17 protein-coding genes and 1 pseudogene are annotated in these 21,067 nt (G+C 57.9%); 7 read left to right on the top strand and 11 right to left on the bottom strand.

Annotated features, from left to right (window positions below; all coding sequences use genetic code 11):
* Window positions 1–39 precede the first annotated feature (39 nt).
* Window positions 40–1,806: a GWxTD domain-containing protein gene (locus AB6729_RS07785; protein WP_371081009.1), complete on the bottom strand. Its 1,767-nt coding sequence runs from the start codon at window positions 1,804–1,806 to the stop codon at window positions 40–42.
* A 263-nt stretch (window positions 1,807–2,069) separates the two neighbouring features.
* Here AB6729_RS07785 and AB6729_RS07790 point away from each other — a divergent pair, with 263 nt between their 5' ends.
* Together AB6729_RS07790 and AB6729_RS07795 are read left to right on the top strand one after the other, a co-directional pair.
* On the top strand, window positions 2,070–3,476 hold the full coding sequence (locus AB6729_RS07790) for an efflux RND transporter periplasmic adaptor subunit (RefSeq protein WP_371081010.1): 1,407 nt from the start codon (window positions 2,070–2,072) through the stop codon (window positions 3,474–3,476).
* Window positions 3,477–3,496: 20 nt separating this feature from the next.
* Window positions 3,497–4,246 carry an ABC transporter ATP-binding protein gene (locus AB6729_RS07795; RefSeq protein WP_371081011.1) on the top strand — a complete coding sequence of 250 codons (750 nt, stop codon included), beginning with the start codon at window positions 3,497–3,499 and terminating at the stop codon, window positions 4,244–4,246.
* Here AB6729_RS07795 and AB6729_RS07800 read toward each other — a convergent pair.
* Both AB6729_RS07800 and AB6729_RS07805 read right to left on the bottom strand, forming a co-directional pair.
* On the bottom strand, window positions 4,243–5,007 hold the full coding sequence (locus tag AB6729_RS07800; RefSeq protein WP_371081012.1) for a glycosyltransferase: 765 nt from the start codon (window positions 5,005–5,007) through the stop codon (window positions 4,243–4,245). The two genes, AB6729_RS07795 and AB6729_RS07800, sit on opposite strands and share 4 nt — an antisense overlap.
* Before the next feature lie 48 nt (window positions 5,008–5,055).
* Window positions 5,056–6,948: a PAS domain-containing protein gene (locus tag AB6729_RS07805; RefSeq protein ID WP_371081013.1), complete on the bottom strand. Its 1,893-nt coding sequence runs from the start codon at window positions 6,946–6,948 to the stop codon at window positions 5,056–5,058.
* A gap of 111 nt (window positions 6,949–7,059) precedes the next feature.
* Between AB6729_RS07805 and AB6729_RS07810 the strand changes: the two genes are divergently transcribed.
* Genes AB6729_RS07810 through trpS form a run of 3 tightly spaced genes read left to right on the top strand, consistent with a single transcriptional unit; the run spans window position 7,060 to window position 9,574 of the window.
* Window positions 7,060–7,692 (top strand): lysophospholipid acyltransferase family protein, encoded by a 633-nt coding sequence (locus AB6729_RS07810; protein ID WP_371081014.1) that lies wholly within the window; start codon window positions 7,060–7,062, stop codon window positions 7,690–7,692.
* 53 nt (window positions 7,693–7,745) lie between these two features.
* A complete protein-coding gene (locus AB6729_RS07815) occupies window positions 7,746–8,450 on the top strand; it encodes a site-2 protease family protein (protein WP_371081015.1) in 705 nt (234 codons plus the stop codon).
* A gap of 44 nt (window positions 8,451–8,494) precedes the next feature.
* On the top strand, window positions 8,495–9,574 hold the full coding sequence (gene trpS, locus AB6729_RS07820) for a tryptophan--tRNA ligase (protein WP_371081016.1): 1,080 nt from the start codon (window positions 8,495–8,497) through the stop codon (window positions 9,572–9,574).
* Here trpS and AB6729_RS07825 read toward each other — a convergent pair whose 3' ends face one another.
* Together AB6729_RS07825 and AB6729_RS07830 are read right to left on the bottom strand one after the other, a co-directional pair.
* Complete coding sequence (locus tag AB6729_RS07825; RefSeq protein ID WP_371081206.1) at window positions 9,575–9,964, bottom strand: FCD domain-containing protein; 390 nt, start codon at window positions 9,962–9,964, stop codon at window positions 9,575–9,577. It lies immediately after the preceding gene.
* Between the two features lie 51 nt (window positions 9,965–10,015).
* Window positions 10,016–10,225: pseudogene (locus AB6729_RS07830) on the bottom strand (GntR family transcriptional regulator); the annotation flags it as partial.
* Window positions 10,226–10,491: 266 nt separating this feature from the next.
* Between AB6729_RS07830 and AB6729_RS07835 the strand changes: the two are divergent.
* Together AB6729_RS07835 and AB6729_RS07840 are read left to right on the top strand one after the other, a co-directional pair.
* On the top strand, window positions 10,492–12,459 hold the full coding sequence (locus AB6729_RS07835; RefSeq protein ID WP_371081017.1) for a YjhG/YagF family D-xylonate dehydratase: 1,968 nt from the start codon (window positions 10,492–10,494) through the stop codon (window positions 12,457–12,459).
* 4 nt (window positions 12,460–12,463) lie between these two features.
* Window positions 12,464–13,285, top strand: coding sequence for a fumarylacetoacetate hydrolase family protein (locus tag AB6729_RS07840; RefSeq protein WP_371081018.1), 822 nt, complete (start codon window positions 12,464–12,466; stop codon window positions 13,283–13,285).
* A gap of 751 nt (window positions 13,286–14,036) precedes the next feature.
* On the opposite strand, the gene pcaD is transcribed toward AB6729_RS07840, so the two are convergent.
* The 6 genes from pcaD to AB6729_RS07870 all read right to left on the bottom strand — a co-directional run bounded on the left by pcaD (window position 14,037) and on the right by AB6729_RS07870 (window position 21,028).
* A complete protein-coding gene (gene pcaD, locus AB6729_RS07845) occupies window positions 14,037–14,789 on the bottom strand; it encodes a 3-oxoadipate enol-lactonase (protein WP_371081019.1) in 753 nt (250 codons plus the stop codon).
* Between the two features lie 289 nt (window positions 14,790–15,078).
* Window positions 15,079–15,495, bottom strand: coding sequence for an energy transducer TonB (locus tag AB6729_RS07850; RefSeq protein WP_371081020.1), 417 nt, complete (start codon window positions 15,493–15,495; stop codon window positions 15,079–15,081).
* A gap of 245 nt (window positions 15,496–15,740) precedes the next feature.
* Complete coding sequence (locus AB6729_RS07855) at window positions 15,741–17,786, bottom strand: CocE/NonD family hydrolase (RefSeq protein ID WP_371081021.1); 2,046 nt, start codon at window positions 17,784–17,786, stop codon at window positions 15,741–15,743.
* A 243-nt stretch (window positions 17,787–18,029) separates the two neighbouring features.
* Window positions 18,030–19,001: an ABC transporter ATP-binding protein gene (locus AB6729_RS07860; protein ID WP_371081022.1), complete on the bottom strand. Its 972-nt coding sequence runs from the start codon at window positions 18,999–19,001 to the stop codon at window positions 18,030–18,032.
* 3 nt (window positions 19,002–19,004) lie between these two features.
* Window positions 19,005–19,664 (bottom strand): molybdenum cofactor guanylyltransferase, encoded by a 660-nt coding sequence (locus AB6729_RS07865; RefSeq protein ID WP_371081023.1) that lies wholly within the window; start codon window positions 19,662–19,664, stop codon window positions 19,005–19,007.
* Window positions 19,661–21,028, bottom strand: a complete 1,368-nt coding sequence (locus tag AB6729_RS07870) for a dipeptidase (RefSeq protein WP_371081024.1) — start codon at window positions 21,026–21,028, stop codon at window positions 19,661–19,663. The genes AB6729_RS07865 and AB6729_RS07870 overlap by 4 nt, the downstream gene beginning before the upstream one ends.
* Window positions 21,029–21,067: the final 39 nt, after the last annotated feature.

Here is a 21,067-nt window from a genome sequence, read left to right on the forward strand (position 1 = left end):
GCCGAAGCCCTGCCCTGACGAACCAGCCTGCCCAGCAGTTTACTCCACAACAAAGTTCGCTGTCTGCGAAATCTGCTGCTTGGAAATGCCATCGTTCACCTTGATGGCCAATTGATACTTTCCAGGTGCCAGGCTTCCCAGCGGGAGGCTCTTTTCCAGGGTCACCTGATCGGCGTTCGGATTTGTCTTTGTGGTGGACTCCGTTGTGTCCAGCACCTGCTTGTTCGTATCCAGATTGGTCACCTGGTACTGAATTTCCGCGTTGTTCTGCTTGCTCTTATCGTCAATGCCCAGGTTGTAAACCTGCATCCAGAAGTTCAGGTTGCCAGCCTTCTTGAATGTAGCCGGAACACCGGGACCCGTGGTCACGCTCGGCATCACCTTGGTATTGCCGATCACAAAGGAGCCTGCACCAATTTCCTTTGACGGCACGCGCGTCATGCTGGAAGCCAGAATCAGGGACGATGCCGAGAGATGGTCATCGTCGTACTTCGGAACGTTCACCGACCGCTTCCACGTACCCACGTGGTCCGGGTTATTTACGTCCTTGATGACGATGTCGACCTTGTACATGCCAGGACGCAGCGGTAACGCCTTCCAATACAGGTTGCGCTGAGCCTGCGTGCGTGCCAGAAACTCACTGGGAACCGTAACATTTACAGTGTCTTCAAACGTCTGCACCACGCGGTGGTTGATGTTCGATATCTGCCCCAGGATGTTCACGGTACCGGTAGAAATACCTTCCTTGGTATTGAATGTGATGTCCTGATTGCGGATTTGCAGCGTCACCGGCACCAGAACGGTATCGTTCGTCACCTTCACATAATCCGTGCGGACGTCGAACAGGAACGGCGGCCCCTTCAGAATTTCTGACGAGGTCAGGTAATGCTCCATGTCCTTGAACTTGATGGGCGGCGCCGCCATGATCTTCGCGTACAGGTTGATGCGATCAAACTGCTTGGACTGCTGCGAGGTCGACATCGGGCCGTTGCCAAGCTGCTCCAGACCATTGTTCATACGGTCTTCGCGCTTGGCGATACCCATCTGCTCATACAGCGTGGCGCCTGCGCCAGCCACGTACTTCAGCGCGTCCTTTTCAGAACGGTCGATGGTCAGGTGGTAATCGTTGCACTGGCAGGTATCGACAAATTCCAGGTCGATGTTGTCACCGATACCTTCCAGGTAGCGGTAGTGCCACGTTTCAAACGGGAAGGTCGATGTGGTGCCGCCACCTTCTTCAATCGGGCGCTGGTAGGTTCCGCCGGACGGATGCGAATCAATTGAATCTGCCTTGCCAAACGCAATGTAGATATGGCCGCGGTCGGTCTTCCATCCTGGTTTACCCGCAGCGAAGTGTTCATTCGCGTAGGCGATACGGCGATAGTGCTCGTCCTTGTACTCGTTTTCCGGCGAATCCGGATTCGGGTTACGGCGCAGCCAGAAATTTTCGACAAAGTTTTCGCGTTCTTCGTCGTTCTTCAACTGCTTGAACGCCTGCATCTCCTGGTCCGTGATGATCCACACCACGTCCTGCTCCAGCCACTTCTTCCAGGTGCCGTCCGGCTTCAACTCGTTCTTTAGATATTTCTGCTGCTGCACGCGCTCGCGATCAGACAGGCGACGCTTCATTGGATCCGGCCGCTCTTCCGGCGGCGTGCTCTTGTTCACGGAGGGAACAGCTTCCTGCTGCTGTTGCTGCGAATCAGGCTGGGGCGAGGTCTGCGCGTGAGCGCTCCCGGTCATTACCATCCATCCACAGATCAGCGCCACTGCACCGATCTTTCCCTGCCAGACTGCCTTGCTCATGCTGTTGCTGCTCCGCCAACCCAACCATATTTCGGGTAACTGTATTGTAAAGACCTCACACCAGCCGGGCAAGCGATGCCTTGGATGCGCCCGGCGCCGCTCTCGAAATCGGTGCTGTCACGTCAATTTACGACTGCTATGATGGTTCCGCGACCGGTTCGAACCGCATCCCAGCGCAATTCCAGGGTGTAATTCAGGGAACCTTCCCGCGAATCCATCCGTATCCGTGCTGAAACCGTTTGCTGACGGATAGACGAATCTCTATGAAAAAAGTCCTGTTGATTGTTCTTGGCGTCATCCTCCTCGCTGCCATAGTCGGAGGAACCATCTACCACAGCCGATCCGGCGTTACTGCCGTCACCACTGCAAAGATCACACGGCAGGATCTAACGTCCGTAGTCACCGGCACTGGCCAGATCAAGCCGAAGAATTACGTGAACATTGGCGCCACCGCTTTTGGCCGCATCACCCACCTCTATGTGCAGGAGGGCGATCATATTAAGAAAGGCCAGACGCTCGCGACCATTGAAAGCGTCCAGCCGGCCGCCACAGTGGCTGCTCAAGAGGCGAACATCGCGTCGATGAAGACGGACGTCAACAGTTACGTTGCCGCGGAAAAGACTGCCGAAGCCAACCTTGTCCAGGCGCAGGCAGATCTCGTGCAGAAGAAGTTCGACATAGAGCGCGCCCAACAGCTCTATGACGCAAAACTGATTGCCAAGCAGGACTACGACGCCAAGAAGGCTGCTTACGACGTCAGCGCCGCGACCGAGCAACAGCGTCGGGCGGCTCTGGCTCAGGCCAAGGCACAAACCACCTCTGCCGTCAGTCACGTTTCGCAACAGGTCGCATCGCAGCGCGTGAACTACGACCAGTTAGACCGCACCATCTCCCGCGCACCCTTTGACGGCCTGGTCACCAACGTCCCTGTCCGCGAGGGCGAAACCATGGTCACCGGTATCCAGAACGCACTCGGCTCTACGCTGATGACCGTCGCCGATATGTCCGTCGTCACGGCCGAGGTTAAGGTCGATGAAACCGACGTCGTCTTCGTAAAGAACGGTCAGGCCGTGGATGTCACCGTCGATGCCCTGCCCGGCAAGGTCTTTAAAGGCCATGTCACAGAAGTGGGCGATCAGGCGTTGCTGCGAACCACTGGTATTGCCACTTCGCAATCGACCACCGGCACGGAAGAGGCCAAGGACTTCAAGATCGTTGTCACCCTGGACAACATTGACGGCCAGAACAACGAGTCACTCCGCCCCGGCCTCTCTGCCACGGCAAAGATCAGCACCGCTACAGTTACGCAGGCTGTCGTTCTGCCACTGCAGGCGCTCGTGTCACGCGATACGGCTGCAGAAGCCGTGCTGGCCAGGAATAACGGGAAGCCTGTGGAAAGCGCTGCCGATGCCGCACCGGCAGGAAGCTCCAAGTCCGCGCCAAAGGTGCAGGGTGTCTACGTTCTGCGCAATCAGGATGGCAAGCTTCGCGCTTACTTCACCCCTATCAAGACCGGCATTACCGCTCTGACAGACATTGAAGTGCTGAGCGGTCTCAAGCCGGGCGATGAAGTCATCACCGGCCGCTACAAGGTTCTTCGCGAACTTACCAGCGGTACTGCCGTCAAGCGTGATAACAACTCCGACAAGGGCGATAGCAAGAGCTCCTGAGCATTACACTGAAGGACACTATGGGTTCAGCAGCAAATTCCAGCGTATCGTGCGATCCCAACGATGTGATCGTCACCAACGACCTTTGGAAGACTTACATCATGGGAGAGCAGGAGGTGCACGCACTTCGCGGCGTCAACCTGCGAATCCAGCGCAACGAATATACCGCCATCATGGGTCCGTCCGGCTCAGGCAAGAGCACTCTGATGAATCTCATCGGTTGCCTTGATTCGCCAAGCAAAGGCTCCTATTGCCTGAACGGCCACGATGTCTCGCGTCTTACGGACGACGAACTGGCCCGCATTCGTAACAAGGAGATCGGCTTCGTCTTTCAGACGTTCAACCTGTTGGCACGCGCATCCGCTCTGCATAATGTGGAACTGCCGCTGATCTATAACGGCACACCCGCTGCCGAGCGCATCGAACGCGCGAAGTTTGTTCTGGAATCTGTCGGCCTTGGTTCCCGCATGGACCATAAGCCCAATGAAATGTCGGGCGGTCAACGTCAACGTGTGGCGATTGCACGCGCTCTGGTCAACAGTCCCTCCATCATTCTTGCCGACGAACCGACCGGCAACCTGGATTCAAAGACCTCCATTGAGATCATGAATCTCTTTGAAGAATTGCATCGCCAGGGCAACACCATCGTGCTGGTTACGCATGAACCGGAGATCGCTGATCACGCGAACCGCGTCGTCACCATTCGAGACGGCGTCATTGCAAGTGACAAGCTATCCCAAAAACTCATGTCTGTTACAGCTGATCTCTAACGGCCAGGAAAGTTCTGACGAATACGGAGCAGGTCGGTAAAGGAACGAACGAAGTCACCCAACTTTATCTTCGAGCCCGGTACATCGATCCACGTCTGCAGCGGCAGTTCGTAGATAGGTCCGTCCGGGTTTAACCCTTCCGCACGCCACGAACTCAAAAAGCGCGCAAGAATCTCTACATCGAAGATCCATCGCGACACAAAAGGTTGACGCAGCACCTGTTCCAATCGCGGTGTGACGCGAAACACCTTCGCCCCGCACTGCGAATCGTAGATAGCCAGTTTCAACATGAGCGACACGGTCGTGGCGAAGACGCGCCCTGCATAATGCCGCATGGGATTGCGTGACACATGCCGGCCCAACAGTCGAATGCGCGCGCCGAACACCATCTCCACTTCGGGACGCGCTTCCAGCACCTCGCGAAACTCAGGATATGCATCCAGCGGTGTTGCCAGATCCGCATCCCAGAAGCCCACAGTGCTTCCCGGCAAAGTCGCCATAGCCTGCAGCATGCCTTTGCGAACGGCTTCGGCCTTACCACCATTCGGCTGAATATCCAGTAAAGATGTCTGCCCCGGATGCGCTTCGCAGAAGGCTCGCAGACGCGTCAATGTACCATCGCGACTGCCATCATTCACAAACAACAGATGCACATCCGGCTGCGCCGCAAGAAACGCAGTGAATGCATCCGCATGAAAACGGAGCTCTTCGTTATAACAGGGCACTACCAGTGTGCAGCATGGAACCGGCGTCAGATCCATAGTGGCCGCCGCCTCCTCATGCAGCACAAGCATCATGCTAACGCAGCACTAGGCTTGAAGCTCAGACGATTCGCAGGGCAGGAACAACGCAAATACCGTACCGTGCAACAGGGTGCCCTGCGCGGATCGAAATGTCAGCCTTCCGCAGTGGCGCTCCACGATCTGTCGCGAGATCCAGAGCCCCAGTCCGTTGCCATTCAGCTCCTTCGTGGTGAAGAACGGTTCGAACAATCGCCGCTGCGTACACGACGACATACCTGTTCCTGTATCAGCCACGATGATTTTCACCCCGGCCTCTCCTGTCTCAGAATTCACTGCATCATGAGCACGTACGAACAGGCGCCCGCCGGTTCGCATCGCATCCATTGCATTCGAAATCAGGTTGTTCAATACCTGCCGGATATCGTTTTCAAAGCACAGGATGGATACCGCCGTACCATATCCGGCTTCCACATGAATGCCACTATTCAGCAGCCGTCCGGCGAACAGGTTCAGTACAGCATCTACCAGCTGCGCTGCCGTCACACGCGATGGTTTATTCGCCTGCCGATGAAATCGCAGTGTCTGCGTGGCAATCTGCGAAACCCTTGCCAACTCGTCCTGCGCCAGGGATAGGTATGAGCGTGCCTCTTCTGGCAGTCGGTCCACTCCCTGCGCGAGGTACAACAAATTCGTTATCGCCTCCAGAGGGTTATTAATTTCATGCGAGATGGACGAGGCCAGCCGTCCTACGGCTGCCAGCTTCTCACTCTGCACCAGTGCCCTCTCTGCCTTGCGCAACTGTGTCACTTCAAGGACGGCTGCACTGATCGCGCGCACTTCCCCTGCTTCGTCCAGAATCGGCGAGTAGTTCACGTTGAAAGATCGAACCTCGCCGGGTCTGGTCCGCAACTCCGTCTCGTAAAGCATGTCGCGAATCGCCTCGCCTTTAGCCACTCGCTCTCGAAACAGATTGGGGACTGCGGGTGCCATTACAACGTCTTCAATCCGCATACCCAGCAGCTCTTCCGGACGTATCCCTACGACCTCGCTCTGTCGATCATTCACCCGCAGATAGCGGAACTCCTTTGCATCAAAAAGCGCCAGACCGACGGGCGCAGTACGATACACCGCTTCCAGTTCCGCCTTCTGCCGTTCCGTCTCCGCTTTCTCCGCCAGTAGTTCCGCTTCGTACTGTTTCGAACGTGTGATATCGCGGAAGAACAACACCAGACCATCCAGCGAAGGCTGCGCCTCCAACCGGAACCACCTACAGAACGGTTCTGGGTAATACGCCTCGAACGTTGTGGCAACGCGATCATTCATCGTGCGATAGAAGTTTTCGACGAAAGGTGACCCATCATAGATCGTCTCTGGAAACATGTTCCACAGGCTCTGGTCCAGCAGTTTCCTACCATCCCCTTCCAGGATCTCCTTCGCGCGGCGATTCAGATACGTGTAGCGCCATTCCCGGTTCAGCACGGCAACCCCATCGGAGGTCGCTTCAAATACCTGCTGCAGCTCCGTGGTCAGCTTTACAGCTTCATCCTGCGCCTGGTGCAGCTCCGTTACATCGCTGAAGATCACAGCTATACCGCTGGAGATGGGCACAGCCCGCAGATGAACCCATATCTGGAATGGCGGATAGAAGAACTCCAGCTCCTCCATCACGCGCTGCTCCATCACGCGCCGGTATCTCTGCTCCTGCTCGGTCCCAATCGCTGCTGGAAACAGCTCCCAGTGTGTGGGACCGTTCAGTTCTTCCGGCTTCAGACGGCTGATCGCCCTTCCCGTTTCATTGGCGTAGGTAATCCGCCATTCGCGGTCCATGAACAGCACACCATCTGGCAACTTATCCAACACCCAGCGAAGGTCTGCAGTCACATCCGCAGCCATCACCGCCAGCTCCAACGCAGACGGTCTCGCCTCAGACTTCTGTTTGTCCTCAACGCCAGGTTTCATGAATGGTTTCCGGGGGATAACTGCACACAGTCTATGTCACACCTGCTGCAGAACGAAGTCACCTGTCAAACAAAAAATAGACAATGCCACGGCAACATACAATGAATCGTGGTGGCGGACTTCACCCCAAAACAACGAATCCTCCTGGCCGTCATTCCTCGCGTGGCCAGTGGCCTGTTGCACCTGCTGGGTGCAACGTTGCGCTGGCAGCCCGCTTATGCGCCACTGGCGCGGCCTGCCGATGTGTATCCCACCGAACCCGAAGTCTACGTCTTCTGGCACCGTTGTCTTCTGTTGGCAGCGTGGCGGTATCGCAACCTTGGCATCCGCATTCTGATCTCAGACTCCTTTGACGGCGAGTTGATCGCGCGGCTGGTCCAACGACTTGGCTTCGTGCCTGTTCGCGGATCATCCTCACGCGGAGGCGCAGCGGCACTTCTGGCGGCCACGCGCGCCCGCACAGAAGGCCACAAGGTTGCCATCACTGCCGATGGCCCACGTGGTCCTAACTACGTCGCCAAGGAAGGCGCCGCCGCCATTGCCAATCGCAGCGGCAGCACCGCCTCCTGCTTTTATCTGCACCCGGTAAATGCCTGGACGCTAAAAAGCTGGGACCGCTTCCTCATTCCCAAGCCCTTCAGCCGCGTCTGTATCGTCTGGGAAGCGCCGGTTGCCTCCCCCACGACTCTGCAGCTCCAGGAGTTGCTGGATGACGCGGTAAACAAAGCCGAAATGCCCATTTAAGAGCCACACCCTCAACCCAACTGCTTGTAACTTGCTACACTCGCCAAAGCAGCATGAGCCAGGAAACCGCACTCGTCCTCTTTGAATTTGTGGCGCTGATCTTCGCCTTCACCTTCCATGAATTTGCACATGCATGGACGGCCTCCTACTTTGGCGACCAGACAGCGCGCATGATGGGTCGCGTCACGCTCAACCCGGTCAAGCATCTTGATCCGCTGGGCTCCGTGGTGCTTCCACTGCTCGCTGCCTTTACCCACATGCCCCTGCTGGGGTGGGCCAAGCCGACGCCCGTCACCACGCGCAATCTCCGCAACATCAAGCGCGACGACATGCTCGTCACCCTCGCTGGCCCTGCTTCCAACCTGCTGCTGGCTATCCTCTCGCTCATCCTGCTGTTGGCGATCAAGCACATCTTCCGGAGCGGCACCGACGCCGTATTCAACGCAGTCGATTTCCGTCATGGGCTGGTGGATGCTTCGCTCTCCGGAACCTCGGTGATTTACCCGCTGGCGCTGCTGCTTTATTGCTCCATCGTGATCAACGTGGTGTTGGCCATCTTCAACCTGGTTCCCATTCCTCCGCTGGACGGATCACGCATCCTGCGTCACTTTCTGCCGTACAACATCCAGCAGAAATACGACAACATGACCGGCTTCATCAGCCTGGTCGTTTTCCTGGTGCTCATCCGTACGCCCATTCTCGGCTGGTTCTACATGCCGGTGCTCGCCATCTTTGATCATCTGATCGTGCTTGCCTGATGCTTCTCTGAAAACGGCGCAGTTTCAGCTATTCTCAAAGAGGAATGACCGAACAACTGAGCAAGCGTCGCGTCCTTAGCGGCATGCGCCCCACCGGGCGTCTTCATCTGGGCAACTACATGGGTGCCCTGTATAACTGGGTGCGCCTGCAGGAGCAGTACGACTGCTACTTCTTCATTGCAGATATCCACGCGCTGACCACCGACTACGCCAACCCCGGCAACGTCGGGGCCAAGTCACGTGAAGTCGCGCTCGACTTCCTCGGAGCGGGCCTTGATCCTGAGCGTTGCACCATCTTCAAACAGAGCGACGTTCCGCAGCACAGCGAACTGAACACGCTCTTCGGTATGTTCACACCGCTTGGCTGGCTTGAGCGTGTGCCCACGTACAAGGACCAGCAGGAGCAGCTTCGCGAAAAGGATCTCGCAACATTTGGCTTCCTCGGCTATCCTCTGCTGCAATCAGCAGACATTCTGCTTTACAAGCCGGATTTTGTTCCCGTTGGCCAGGATCAGGTTTCGCACGTCGAACTCACGCGCGAAGTCGCACGCCGCTTCAACCAGCTCTATGGCTCAGCAGTCACGCCAGAAGTCGCAGCAGCAGAATCCGACAAAGAGCTGATGAAGGCAGAGATCAGCGAAAACGTGCTCGAACGCCAGATACTTCCCGAGCCGAAAGTTTTGCTCACGCCTTCGCCCAAGCTCCCCGGTCTTGATGGCCGCAAGATGAGCAAGAGCTATGGCAACACGCTTGGCCTGACGGAACCCGCGGATGATGTGCGTAAGAAGCTCCGCACCATGGTCACCGATCCAGCACGCGTTCGCCGCACAGACCCTGGCGATCCCGATGTCTGCCCTGTGGGCGATCTGCACAAAGTCTTCTCAACACCCGAGACAATGGCGAAGGTGTACGAGGGTTGCCGCAGCGCCTCCATCGGTTGTATTGAGTGCAAAGGCTGGGTCGCTGACAGCGTCCTGCGCGAGATTGAACCCATCCGCGAACGTCGCGCGCACTACGAAGCGCAGCCACAACTCGTGACGGAAATCCTCGCAGCAGGCGCGCAGAAAGCACGTAACTTCGCGGAATCCACCATGGTGGAAGTCCGCAAAGCCATCGGCCTCTAGTTACAACTGCGACTGCGCCCGCCGCAGGGCCTGCGACACAAACCGTATGTGACCGCGCACAGCCTCCACGGCTCCTGCTCGGTCACCTGCGGCAAAGTGTTCCGCGATTTCACTATGCGCCTTGGGTGTATCCGTCGATGTGATCTGATACGTCTGGCAGCGGCACAGCCACAGCTTGTCCTGAATGTTGGCATGGACACGGGTCAATTCTGCATTCCCTGCTGACTGCACAATCTGCGCATGAAATCCAATATCTTCCTCGATGTGTGCTGCTTTGTCATCACGCAGCAGAATTTCCTTTGTCCGCTCCACGCTGGCACGCAGCCCCACAATAAACTCTTCCGTTAGCTCGGCATGCGTCGCAGCATAAACCTCAAGAATTTCGCGCACGGCGTACAAGTCTGCAATCTCTCGCTCAGAAAAAGTTCTGACATATGCTCCTCGCCGCGGTTCAATCCTGAGTAAACCCTCGCGTTCGAGAGAATTCATTGCTTCTCGTACCGGGCTCTTACTAATCCCGAGTTCACGCGCAAAGAATTCCTCTGTAAGCCTTTCTCCTCGCGTTATATCGCTGCTCAGGATGTGGCGCTTAATGCTCTGATGTGCGTGTTCCGTAAGGCTGGATGCGGTCTTTGGCTTGGGGGCTGTCATGGAACCTTCGTTTCCACCCTTCTAAGTCGTGTAGTGCCAAAAAGCTTACACGCAGATCATGCCTTCTATCCGTGTCAATTGCCGAATCCTACATCCCATTCCCGATTTGGGCAGTACACTCCACACATCCACATAACTACAGCCGATCGCTCGCATTTCCCCCGGTACTTTATGCCCCGTACCCACGAAGCAACTGTCCTGAATTTCGCCAATGACACTTCTCCGCAGGTACCATAATCCCGTCTGAATTTACACAGGGAGACGCAATGACGTTGCAGCAGTTGCTGGACGGCGAAAGCTATTGGGAAACTCTTCGCACCCACGACGCCGGGCCGCAGGGCACACTTCCCATCACTCCGGAGATGCTGCTCCAGCAGCCTTCGGGGAATTTGTTTGGGCTTTCGCAAAATGCCGGTATGGGGTGGGACCCCGCCCGTCTGCGGGATCCGGAGTATCTCATCCTGAGTACCCATGGTGGCCTCCGTGCGGCGGATGGTACGCCCATTGCGCTTGGCTTCCATACCGGGCATTGGGAGGTGGGGCTGCTGGTGGCGGAGGCCGCACGCACTCTGCGTGATCGCCATGCTATCCCATTTGCCGGAGCGTGTACCGACCCGTGTGACGGACGGACTCAAGGCACCGCTGGGATGCTCGACTCCCTGCCCTACCGGAACGACGCTGCGATGGTGCTGCGCCGCCTGATGCGGTCTCTGCCTACGCGGCGTGGTGTGATTGGCATTGCTACCTGTGACAAGGGTCTGCCTGCCATGATGATGGCGTTGGCCTCGTCCGGTGACTATCCCAGCGTGCTTGTTCCCGGCGGCGTTACGCTGCTGCCGGAGAGTGGTGAGGATGCAGGCAAGGTGCAGACCATTGGTGCCCGGTATGCACAGGGACAGATCAGCCTGGAGGATGCCGCGGAGATGGGTTGTCGTGCGTGCGCGTCGCCGGGCGGCGGGTGCCAGTTCCTGGGTACTGCGGCTACGTCACAGGTCGTCGGCGAGGCGTTGGGACTATCACTGCCGCATAGCGCGCTTGCTCCTTCCGGTCAGCAGGTGTGGCTGCGCGCTGCGGCGCAGTCGGCGGAAGCTATCCTGCGCATGACACAGCTTGGTATCGGCACACGCGACGTACTTACCGATGCTGCTATCCGCAATGCCATGGTGGTGCATGCGGCATTTGGTGGATCGACCAACCTGCTGCTGCACATTCCGGCTGTTGCCCATGCAGCGGGCCTTAAGCGTCCGTCCAGCCAGGACTGGATCGCCGTGAACCGGGCGGTTCCGCGGCTGGTGGATGCTCTGCCGAATGGGCCGATGGGTTATGCGACGGTGCAGGTCTTCCTTGCCGGGGCTGTTCCTGAGGTGATGCTGCATCTGCGCCGTGCCGGATTGCTGGATACTTCCGTCCGCACTGTTACGGGTGAGACGCTGGAGACTAACCTGGATTGGTGGGAGCAGAGCGAACGTCGACGCGGGATGCGGCAGCGACTACGTAACCTGGATGGCATTGATGCGGATGACGTCATCTTCTCCCCAGACGAAGCACGCGTACGCGGACTTACGTCCACTGTCAGCTTTCCCGTCGGCAACCTTGCACCGGAAGGATCGGTGATCAAGAGTACTTCCATCGATCCGAGCCTGATCGACGGCGATGGAGTCTATCGCCACACTGGACCGGCGCGTGTCTTCCTGACCGAAGAGGATGCGATCCGCGCTATCAAGGCTGGCGAAGTGTCCCATGGCGATGTGATGGTGATGATCTGCGGCGGGCCGATGGGCGCGGGGATGCAGGAGGTGTATCAGGTGACGTCTGCCCTGAAGAGCCTGCCCTTCTGCAAGCACGTTGCCGTGCTGACGGATGCTCGCTTCTCCGGTGTCTCGACAGGAGCGTGCATTGGGCATATCTCACCGGAGGCGCTTGCCGGCGGACCTATCGGCAAGGTGCGTGAGGGAGACACCATCTCCATTACCGTGAATCGCACCACTTTGAGCGCGTCCGTCGATCTGATGGGCGAAGGCGATGAGACGTTCTCCGTCGAAGAAGGTGCGCGTCGACTGGCGATGCGCAGTCTGCGTGACGACCTGCATCCGCATCCGGCCATGACCAATGACACACGGCTTTGGGCCGCGCTGGTGCAGGCCAGTGGCGGCGTGTGGGGTGGATGCGTCTATGATGCGGATGCCGTCATAACCCAGCTTGCACGCGGCGCGAACGTCGCACTGAAGGAGTAACACCGTGAAGCTCTACCGAACCACCACAGGCATCTTCGTGGACGACAATGGAAGCACGTACCGCCTGAACACGACCGATTGGGATGCTCTGCTGAACAGTGACGATCTACCTGCGCAGGTAAACGCGGCCAAAGGGAACGCTGAGGCTATCTCTGGTGACGTGCTTACGCCAGTGACGTCGCAGGAAGTGTGGGCTTCCGGCGTGACGTACTATCGCAGCCGTAATGCGCGCATGGAAGAGAGTCAGGCTGCGGGCGGCGGCGACTTCTATGACCGTGTCTACATTGCGGAACGGCCCGAGCTGTTCTACAAGTCGTCGCCGTGGCGCGTGATTCATCCGGGCGGCGAAGTGCGTATCCGCCGCGATGCTACATGGTCGATTCCTGAGCCGGAGTTGACGCTGGTGGCGAACAATAAGGGCAAGCTCATTGGCCTGACCATTGGCAACGATATGAGCTCGCGTGATATTGAGGGCGAGAATCCGCTGTATCTGCCACAGGCAAAGGTTTACAACGGCAGTTGTGCGATTGGGCCCTGCATCCTGCTGTGGAATGGACCGATTGATCGCGCAACGAAGATTGCTCTGCAGATTCTGCGTGGCAATGAGACGGTTGTCAGCGGCAGCACAACGCTGGCGGAGCTGAAGCGCGATCCGGAAGAGTTGCTGCAATACCTTTATCGCGAACTGGATTTTCCGACCGGAGCATTTCTGTTGACGGGCACAGGAATTGTGCCTCCTACGGAGTTCACCCTGTCGCATGGAGATGTGATCCGCGTGTCGATCGATGGGATTGGGACTTTGGAAAACAGAGTGGCAAGACGGTAGGGGTTCCCCTCCCCCCTGTTTTTCTAAAATCCTCTTTTGATTGGGGTTAGGGGTTTAGTGGCTGTAAAATCGTCTTGTTATTGGAGTTAGGGGCAAAATCGTCTTTCTAAAAGGGTTAGGGCCGCGCTTGGCGCGGCCCTTTTCTGTCCTGTTTCTATTTTAGTGGTTTGGTGGAAATACCATGCCAACTCTATTTCTTTTGGTTTGTTGGGGTTGGGTGGGTTGGGGGCTTGACAGCACTTCGGCACTTCGTGCGGTTCTCGACGCCTTCGGCGCGGTGCCAGCCATGGTCTTCTGAGGGCGCGCGGGGTTTGATTCATGCTCCTGTTTGTCTTTTTGGCCGCGCGGTTTTCTTTGGTTTGGGTTTCTTATGGCACGGCTGAAGCCGTGCCCTTCAAAGAAGACGCGCTTTGCGCGTTGGAGAGCGGTCTTTGCCGCTCTGCCCAGGTTAGCTTCGCGAACCTGGGGCACCCGGCTTTTTGATGCTGGTTTGTTTTGGGTTTCCTGGTGCGTTGTAGATGGTGTGGAGGAATGCAGGTCCTTCAGCTACGCTTCGCTTCGTTCAGGATGACGGTCTTTGGGGCGTGGGAGCTTCGCTGGGTTCAGGGGGGAGGTCTTTGACCGTTTGAGCTTCGCTGGTCGCGCTTTAGCGCGATGGAGCAGGTTAGCTTCGCGAACCTGGGCACCCGGTTTTGGCTGCTTCCGCTTCTTATCGTGTGGGCACCTGAATTGTTGCTGCGAGTGATGCCGGTTATGGCAGGAAGTCGAGCAGGGATGTGTTGAAGAGTTCTGCTGCTTCCACGTTGGAGAGGTGGGCGGCTGGTAGATTCAGCATCTGGCTGCCGGGGATTTGGCTTTGCAGAAACTGTGCGTCTGCGATGGTGCAGACCATATCCTGATCGCCTGCGATGACGAGGGTGGGTGCGGTGATGGTGGCGATTTCACTGCGCAGATTGCAGGTGCGGAGGGCTTCGCAGCAGGCGGCGTAGCCTTCCACGTTGCTGGCCAGCATGCCTTCACGGATGGAGGCGATGACTTCCGGATGTGACGCAGCGAAGGGTGCGGTGAACCAGCGGGCGATGACTGCGTCAGCGATGGAGGCCATGCCGTTGGCGCGGACCTCTGCGATGCGCTTCTGCCAGCCTTCGTCTGTGCCGACTTTTGCTGCAGTGTTGCAGAGGATCAGCTTCTGGATGCGTTCCGGTGCGTGGATGCCAAGCCACTGGCCGATGACGCCGCCGAGAGAGATGCCGCAGAAGTGTGCACTGCGGATGCCGTGGTGATCGAGCAGCCGCAGCACGTCGTTGCCGAGATCAGCGACGGAGTAGGAGCCTGCGGGGGATGGGCTGTTGCCGTGTCCTCGCATGTCGTATCGGAGGACGCGGAAGCACTGCGTGAGCGCCTGCATCTGCGGTTGCCACATCTGCATGGTTGCGCCAAGCGATGTGGAGAGTACGACGCATGGGGCATCGTGCTGTCCCGTGAGTTCGTGGTGAAGGATCATCTGGATTGCATAACCTGTCCGGCTAACGACTGAATGGTTTCGCCGGAAGGCGACGGCGCTGCAGATGTGTCTGGGCGCGCGGTGAGAGAAGCCACACAACCTGCACTGAAAAAGATGGCGGTCCTTGCACGAGAGAACATTCCGGGCATGATGAATGCCACTATATCCCGCCCTGAGCCGAATGCAATTGGCACGGCTGGGAGCGTGCAAAAGCAACAAGGCCACCCACGGATGGGTGACCTGAAATTGTGTGGCAGGTTTTGAGGCCCGCCCCTAAAGAAAGTGCAATTTAGCGGAGTGCAACGTGCAGGGTGACCGGAACAGCAACCGGCTGACCGTCGAGCGTACCTGCCTTGTAACGAACCTTGCTGACTGCGTCAGTTACCTTAGAAGCGGTCAACGCATCGATCGGGGAAACAACCTTCACATTCTCCGGTACGCCTGCTTCGTTCACGGTGTACTGCACGGTGACGTCAGAGGCATGAGTGGGAGCCAGCGAGCCAGCCAGCTTTACTTCCGTGAGACGGATGGGAGCCACGATGCCGCTGAAGATGCGCGGCTTGGCAGCGTTGATAGCACTGGCCTGGAATGCGAAGGCCGGAGCGTCAACAGAAGCGACCAGGTGCGAGATACCAGAGTGCAGGGCCTGGGCGGGAACGGCAACGGGGGCAACTGCGAGAAGAGCGGCGGCGAGGACTGAGCGCATTGGGTGATCTCCTTATTGGGTCGTCGTACGGATACTGTTGATCGAGGCGTCCCTCGGTGTTCTCAACACCAAAATAAACCGAGCGAATAATCGCTGTCAAATGATTTCTGAATTTATTTTATAAGTTTTGTTAATGCCTTATTTTTCTTTGATTTATCTGTAGCGGTTCGGTTACCGATATGCAAACAGAGAGGCCGCCTTGCGAAAAGGCGGCCTCTGTGATGGGGTTGCTTCGGTATTGCTGACTAGTTCTTCAGATCGACCGGGACGACGGGCAGGCTGATGAAGGTGGCCTTCCCTGCTTCGCGATAGACCTTCTGCGTGGCCTTCTCATAATCGGAGGGTTTTGCGTTGAAGATGTTGGGCACGTACTTCTGCGGGTTGCGATCGTAGAGCGGGAAGAGGGAGCTCTGGATCTGCACCATGATGCGGTGGCCCGGCTGGAAGACATGGTTCACGTTGGGCATGTCCCACTTGTAGGTGAGCGCTTCGCCGGACTTGAGCGGTTCCGGCTTTTCAAAGCTGGTGCGATAGCGTCCGCGGAAGATGTCCATGGAGATAGGCAGCTCATAGCCGTTCATCTCGCTGGTGTGGCCGTCCGGGAAGACGTCGATGAGTTTTACGACCCAGTCGCTGTCGGTGCCGCTGGTGCTGGCGACGAGGTTGACCTTGGGAACGCCGCTGACGCGGAGGGGTTCCTTCAGTACATCGCTGGTGTAGACGAGCACGTCCGGGCGACCGTCAATGAAGCGCTGATCGTGCATCAGCCAGGTCTGCCATCCGCTGTTTTCAATGGGGCGCGGAAGGAACGGGACGGGGTTTGCTGGGTCGGAGACGTACTCGTCGGCCTTGCCTGTGCCGGTGGGCGCGTCAAAGCTCAGTTTGCCGTTGGCGCCCAGGTAGAGCGGTTTGGGCTTCCAGTCGCAGCCGGATTCGCAGGAGAGCGGCCACTTGGTGGGTGTATCCCAGCGGTTCTCGCCTGTGTTGTAGATGTACACCGGTTTGATGTCGGCCTTGGTGGCGTTCTCGCGCAGATAGGTGTTGAAGAACGGAAGCTGCACGTTGTCGCGGAACCACGCGGTGGTATCGCCATCCCAGGTGAGCGGGCCGGTCTGCTTGCCTTCGCGATTGATCTGCGAGTGGAACCAGGGACCCATTGCGAGGATGTTCATGGTGTTGGTTTTGTCTTTGGGCTCCCATGCGGCGTAGGAGTGGTTGGCGCCGTACATGTCTTCCTGGTCCCAGAGGCCCTGCAGCCACATGGTGGGGACGGTCAGGTCAGCCTTGGCGATGAGCTTGTCCAACGCCTGCGACTGCCAGTAGGCGTCGTATGCGGGATGGTTTTCGACCATCTTCCAGAAGGGCAACTGCTCCTGCCCCTGCCAGCGAGCGAAGTCGCCGGCGGAGCCGAGCTTGCGGAAGTTTTCGTAGTCGTCACTGCCCTCGTGTGCGGTGCGTGCACCGGCTCCGCGCGCGGACGTTTGCCCGATGAAGTAATCGAGCATGCGCTGACGGAAGGCGCCGTACTGGAACCAGTCGTCGCCCATCCAGCCGTCGACCATGGGGCTTTCCGGGATGGCCGCCTTCAGCGCGGGATGCGGATGGAGCAGCGCCATGACGACGGTGAATCCTTCATAGGACGAACCGATCATGCCGACGCGTCCGTTGGATTCGGGAACGTTCTTCACGAGCCAGTCGATGGTGTCGTAAGCGTCCGTGGTGTCGTCTGCACCGGTGGGGTTCCAGGGGCCGACGGGCGGCGGCGTCATGAGGTACACGCCCTCTGAGCCGTACTTGCCGCGGACGTCCTGATAGATGCGGATGTAGCCGTCGCGCACGAAGACCTCATCGCTGAGGTTGAGTTCATCCACCATGTGCGAGGCGGGCGGCTTCACTGCTGGTGGACCGGCGGGAGCACCTGCGCCGGGACGACGTACAGGGCCTGCCGGTGCGGCTGGCTCCGGTGTGCGAGCGGCATGGGCGCGGGCTGCGGCATTGTAACAGGTACGCGTCATCAGCATGGGCGCATTCTTCACGCCTTTGGGAATCACGATGACGGTGTAGAGTTTGGTGCCGTCGCGCATGGGGATCATGACCACGCGCTTTTCATAATCCAGCGGCAGGGGCGGCTGCTGCAGGGGCGCTTCATGCCTGGGCGGCGTGAACGTAGGCGGGATCATGTTCTTGTCTGTGGGCCGCGTACCGAGCGGCTCCTGGGCATGAAGCGTAGCGGCTGAAGCACTGACCAGAACGGCCAGTGTCGCCATGGCAAGACGGCGTGTTACATGCATTGGAGACGTCCTCTGCGAATGTTTTAAATATGCCGGAATTATCGCAGGTGAATAGACCTGGCGATAGCGTCTTTATACGTTTGCGTGATGGCAATTCTTGAATCGCAGTGTGGCAATGCACTTGAAAATTTTCTGCACGAAAGCCGGACACTGCCCTGGTCGCCGAAAGTTCGCCGGGATTCTTCGCTTTGCTCAGAATGACAGCTGCTTTTGCGACCGGGTGAAACAACTTGCTGCACTACGTTACTGCGGCAATACGAGTTCATCCATCGCCATAAATTCCTGTAATACCGGGTCCTGACTATGCTCCAGTTCTTCCAGCGTGCCGAAGAAACGGGCTTTGCCTTCATGCAGAAACAGCAGACGGTCCGCCAGTTTCTTTGCGAAGCGCATGTCATGCGTGACGACGATGCTGGTGAGGTGAAGCTGGCGCTTGAGGCGTTCGATGAGGTCGCCGAGGAGGTGGGCGATCAATGGATCGACCATGGTGGTGGGCTCGTCGTAGAGGATGGCTTCCGGCTGCGATGCGAGTGCGCGTGCGATGGCGACGGAACGTTTCATGCCGGTGGAGAGGTCGCTGGGCAGCAGGTCATCCATACCGGCCACGCCAACCATCTCCAGCAGGCCTTTCACGATCTGGCGGATCTGCTCTTCGTCGAGTTCGTTTTTTTCGCGCAGGGGGAAGGCTACGTTTTCGCCCACGGAGAACGAGTCAAACAGCGCGCCGTTCTGAAAGACCATGGTTACCTTGCGGCGAACCTCGAGCATTTCACGCTCGTTGAAGCCGCAGATGTTTTCTCCTGCAACGCGAATGGTTCCTTTGTCCGGCTTCAGAAAGCCCATCAACATCTGCAAAGAAACGGATTTGCCCACGCCGGAGCGGCCAAGGATGCAGAGCGTTTCACCAGGGCGAACGAAGAAGCTGACATCCTCCAGCACCTTGAAGCTGCCGAAGGATTTGTAGACGTGCTCGAAGGAGATGTAAGGCTTGTCGCCCTCTTCGATGTTGGTTTCGTTCTGCTCGGCGGCCTGCTCAAAGAACTCGCTGACTTCTTCGGCAACATCCTGCGAGACGGTATCGACCAGCGGTTTGTTCAACTCTTCTTCGCTGGTGTTCTCAGCAGTTGCATGCATGCTTTCGTGATTCGGCTGCAACTGCTCGATGTGTTCCGCGGGCCCTGTCTGCGAGCCATTTGCCTGTTTGCCGTCTGCCATTCCTTATTCAGATGCGCGTTGCGGGAAAGTGTTCTCCGCGCGCAGCAACTCCTTCGCAGATTGAAAATCGTCCGGCGTATTGACGTTGGTGAACCAGATGGATGCCGTTATCTCATCTGTGATTTCTTCTGCGGGAAGAACATACATGCCTAACGGACAGATTGCGTCCGCAGCATCGCGTAGCACTGGCAACAGTGTACGTCGGCCCTGATGCAGCGCTTGTGCCATGACCTGGCGCGTGGAGCGGTGCAGCACCACAGGAAGAGGTTGCCGCTTTCCCGGCCCGTCGAAACAGGCGACGTTCGGTTTGCCATTGCCGGTGGCCTGATCCACCAGTTCCTGCATGGCGAATGCCGGCAGAAGAGGGACATCAACGGGCGCGATCAGCAGCCACTCTTCACGCGCATCGTGCAGTGCCGCATCCAGACCGCTGAGGGGGCCGCTGTCCGCGATGCGATCGACGACCACGCGGCCATAGGGAGCGAGATATTCGCCGTGTGCTTCGCTGCCGCAGAGGATGGAAACATCGCTGCACACCTGTTCCAGTTTGCGCAGCGTGATCTCCAGTAACGTGTAGTCGTTGACACGCAGGAGCGATTTATCGCGGCCCATGCGCGAGCTTTGGCCACCGGACAGCACGTAGCCGCTGACGTTGGATTTCATTGGCCTGCGTGGACCAGGAAGCGCACGATGGATTCGGTACCGCGATAGAAGTTGCTGATGTTGAACTTCTCATTGGGCGCGTGCAGATTATCGTCGGGCAGGCCGAAGCCCATCATCACCGTGGGCACGCGTAGCTGTCGTGCGAAGTCGCCCACGACGGGGATAGAACCGCCGCCACGCACGAAGACTGTCTCCTTGCCAAAGACTTCGCGCATGGCTTCCGTGGCCGCATGAATAAAGGGGTTATCTGTGCCGACGACGATGGGATCGCCGGAATGAATCAGACGCACTTCTGCAGATACGCCGCGTGGGACGATGGTGGCCACGTAATCGTGCAGCTTGCGAAAGGTGTCGGCAGGGGTCATGCCGGGGACGAGACGCAGTGAAACTTTAGCCAATGCCTTTGCGGGGATCACTGTCTTTGCGCCTGCGCCGGTGAAGCCGCCGGGCATACCGTGCACGTCCAGTGTGGGACGCGCCCAGGTACGCTCCAGCACCGAGTAGCCGGGTTCGCCGGTGAGTTCGCTGCTGCCCACTTCGGTTTCGCGATAGTGCTCCTCATCGAACGGCAACGACTTCCATGCGGCGAGTTCCGCTTCCGTTGGCTTCTGAAGGCCGTCGTAGATGCCGGGGATGAGGATGCGTCCGTCTGCATCCTTCAGCTTTGCGATGATCTGCGAGAGCGCCACGAACGGATTGGGGGCAGCGCCGCCGTACATGCCGCTGTGCAGGTCAGTCTTTGCGCCACGCACTTCAATCTCGGTGTAGATCATGCCGCGAAGGCCGACGCACAATGTTGGCAAGTCGGGTGCGAACAGTTCCGTATCGCATACGAGCGCAACGTCGCACTTTACTTCTTCCGGGTGTACACGCAGATATTCGGCGATGCCTTCGCCTCCAACTTCTTCTTCACCTTCAGCGAGTACGCGGACATTCACCGGCAACGAACCACTCTTCAAGAGGGCTTCGAGCGCCTTCACCTGCATCCAGAGCTGACCTTTGTCATCGACTGCGCCGCGAGCATAGATGTTGCCGTTGCGCTCCACAGGCTCAAACGGAGGCGACAGCCATTCATCGAGCGGGTCCGGCGGCTGCACATCGTAATGGCCGTAGCAAAGCACGGTTGGTTTGCCTGCGGCGTGCATGTGATCCGCGTAGACCAGCGGGTGACCAGCGGTTTCAATCAGCCGCACGTTTTCCATGCCGATGCGCTTTAATTCTGCAGCGAGGAACTGTGCCGCGCGGCGCACATCGCCTGCGTTTTCCGGCAATGTGCTGATGGAGGGGATGCGCAGAAACTGCTTCAACTCGTCCAGCGCGTTGGCCTTATTTGCTTCGGTAAATTGCAGCGCGGTATCCAACATGCTTCTACGTCCTTCCAAATTTCTTATGTTCGTTGCAGA

The organism is Terriglobus sp. RCC_193 (assembly GCF_041355105.1).
Taxonomy (GTDB): domain Bacteria; phylum Acidobacteriota; class Terriglobia; order Terriglobales; family Acidobacteriaceae; genus Terriglobus.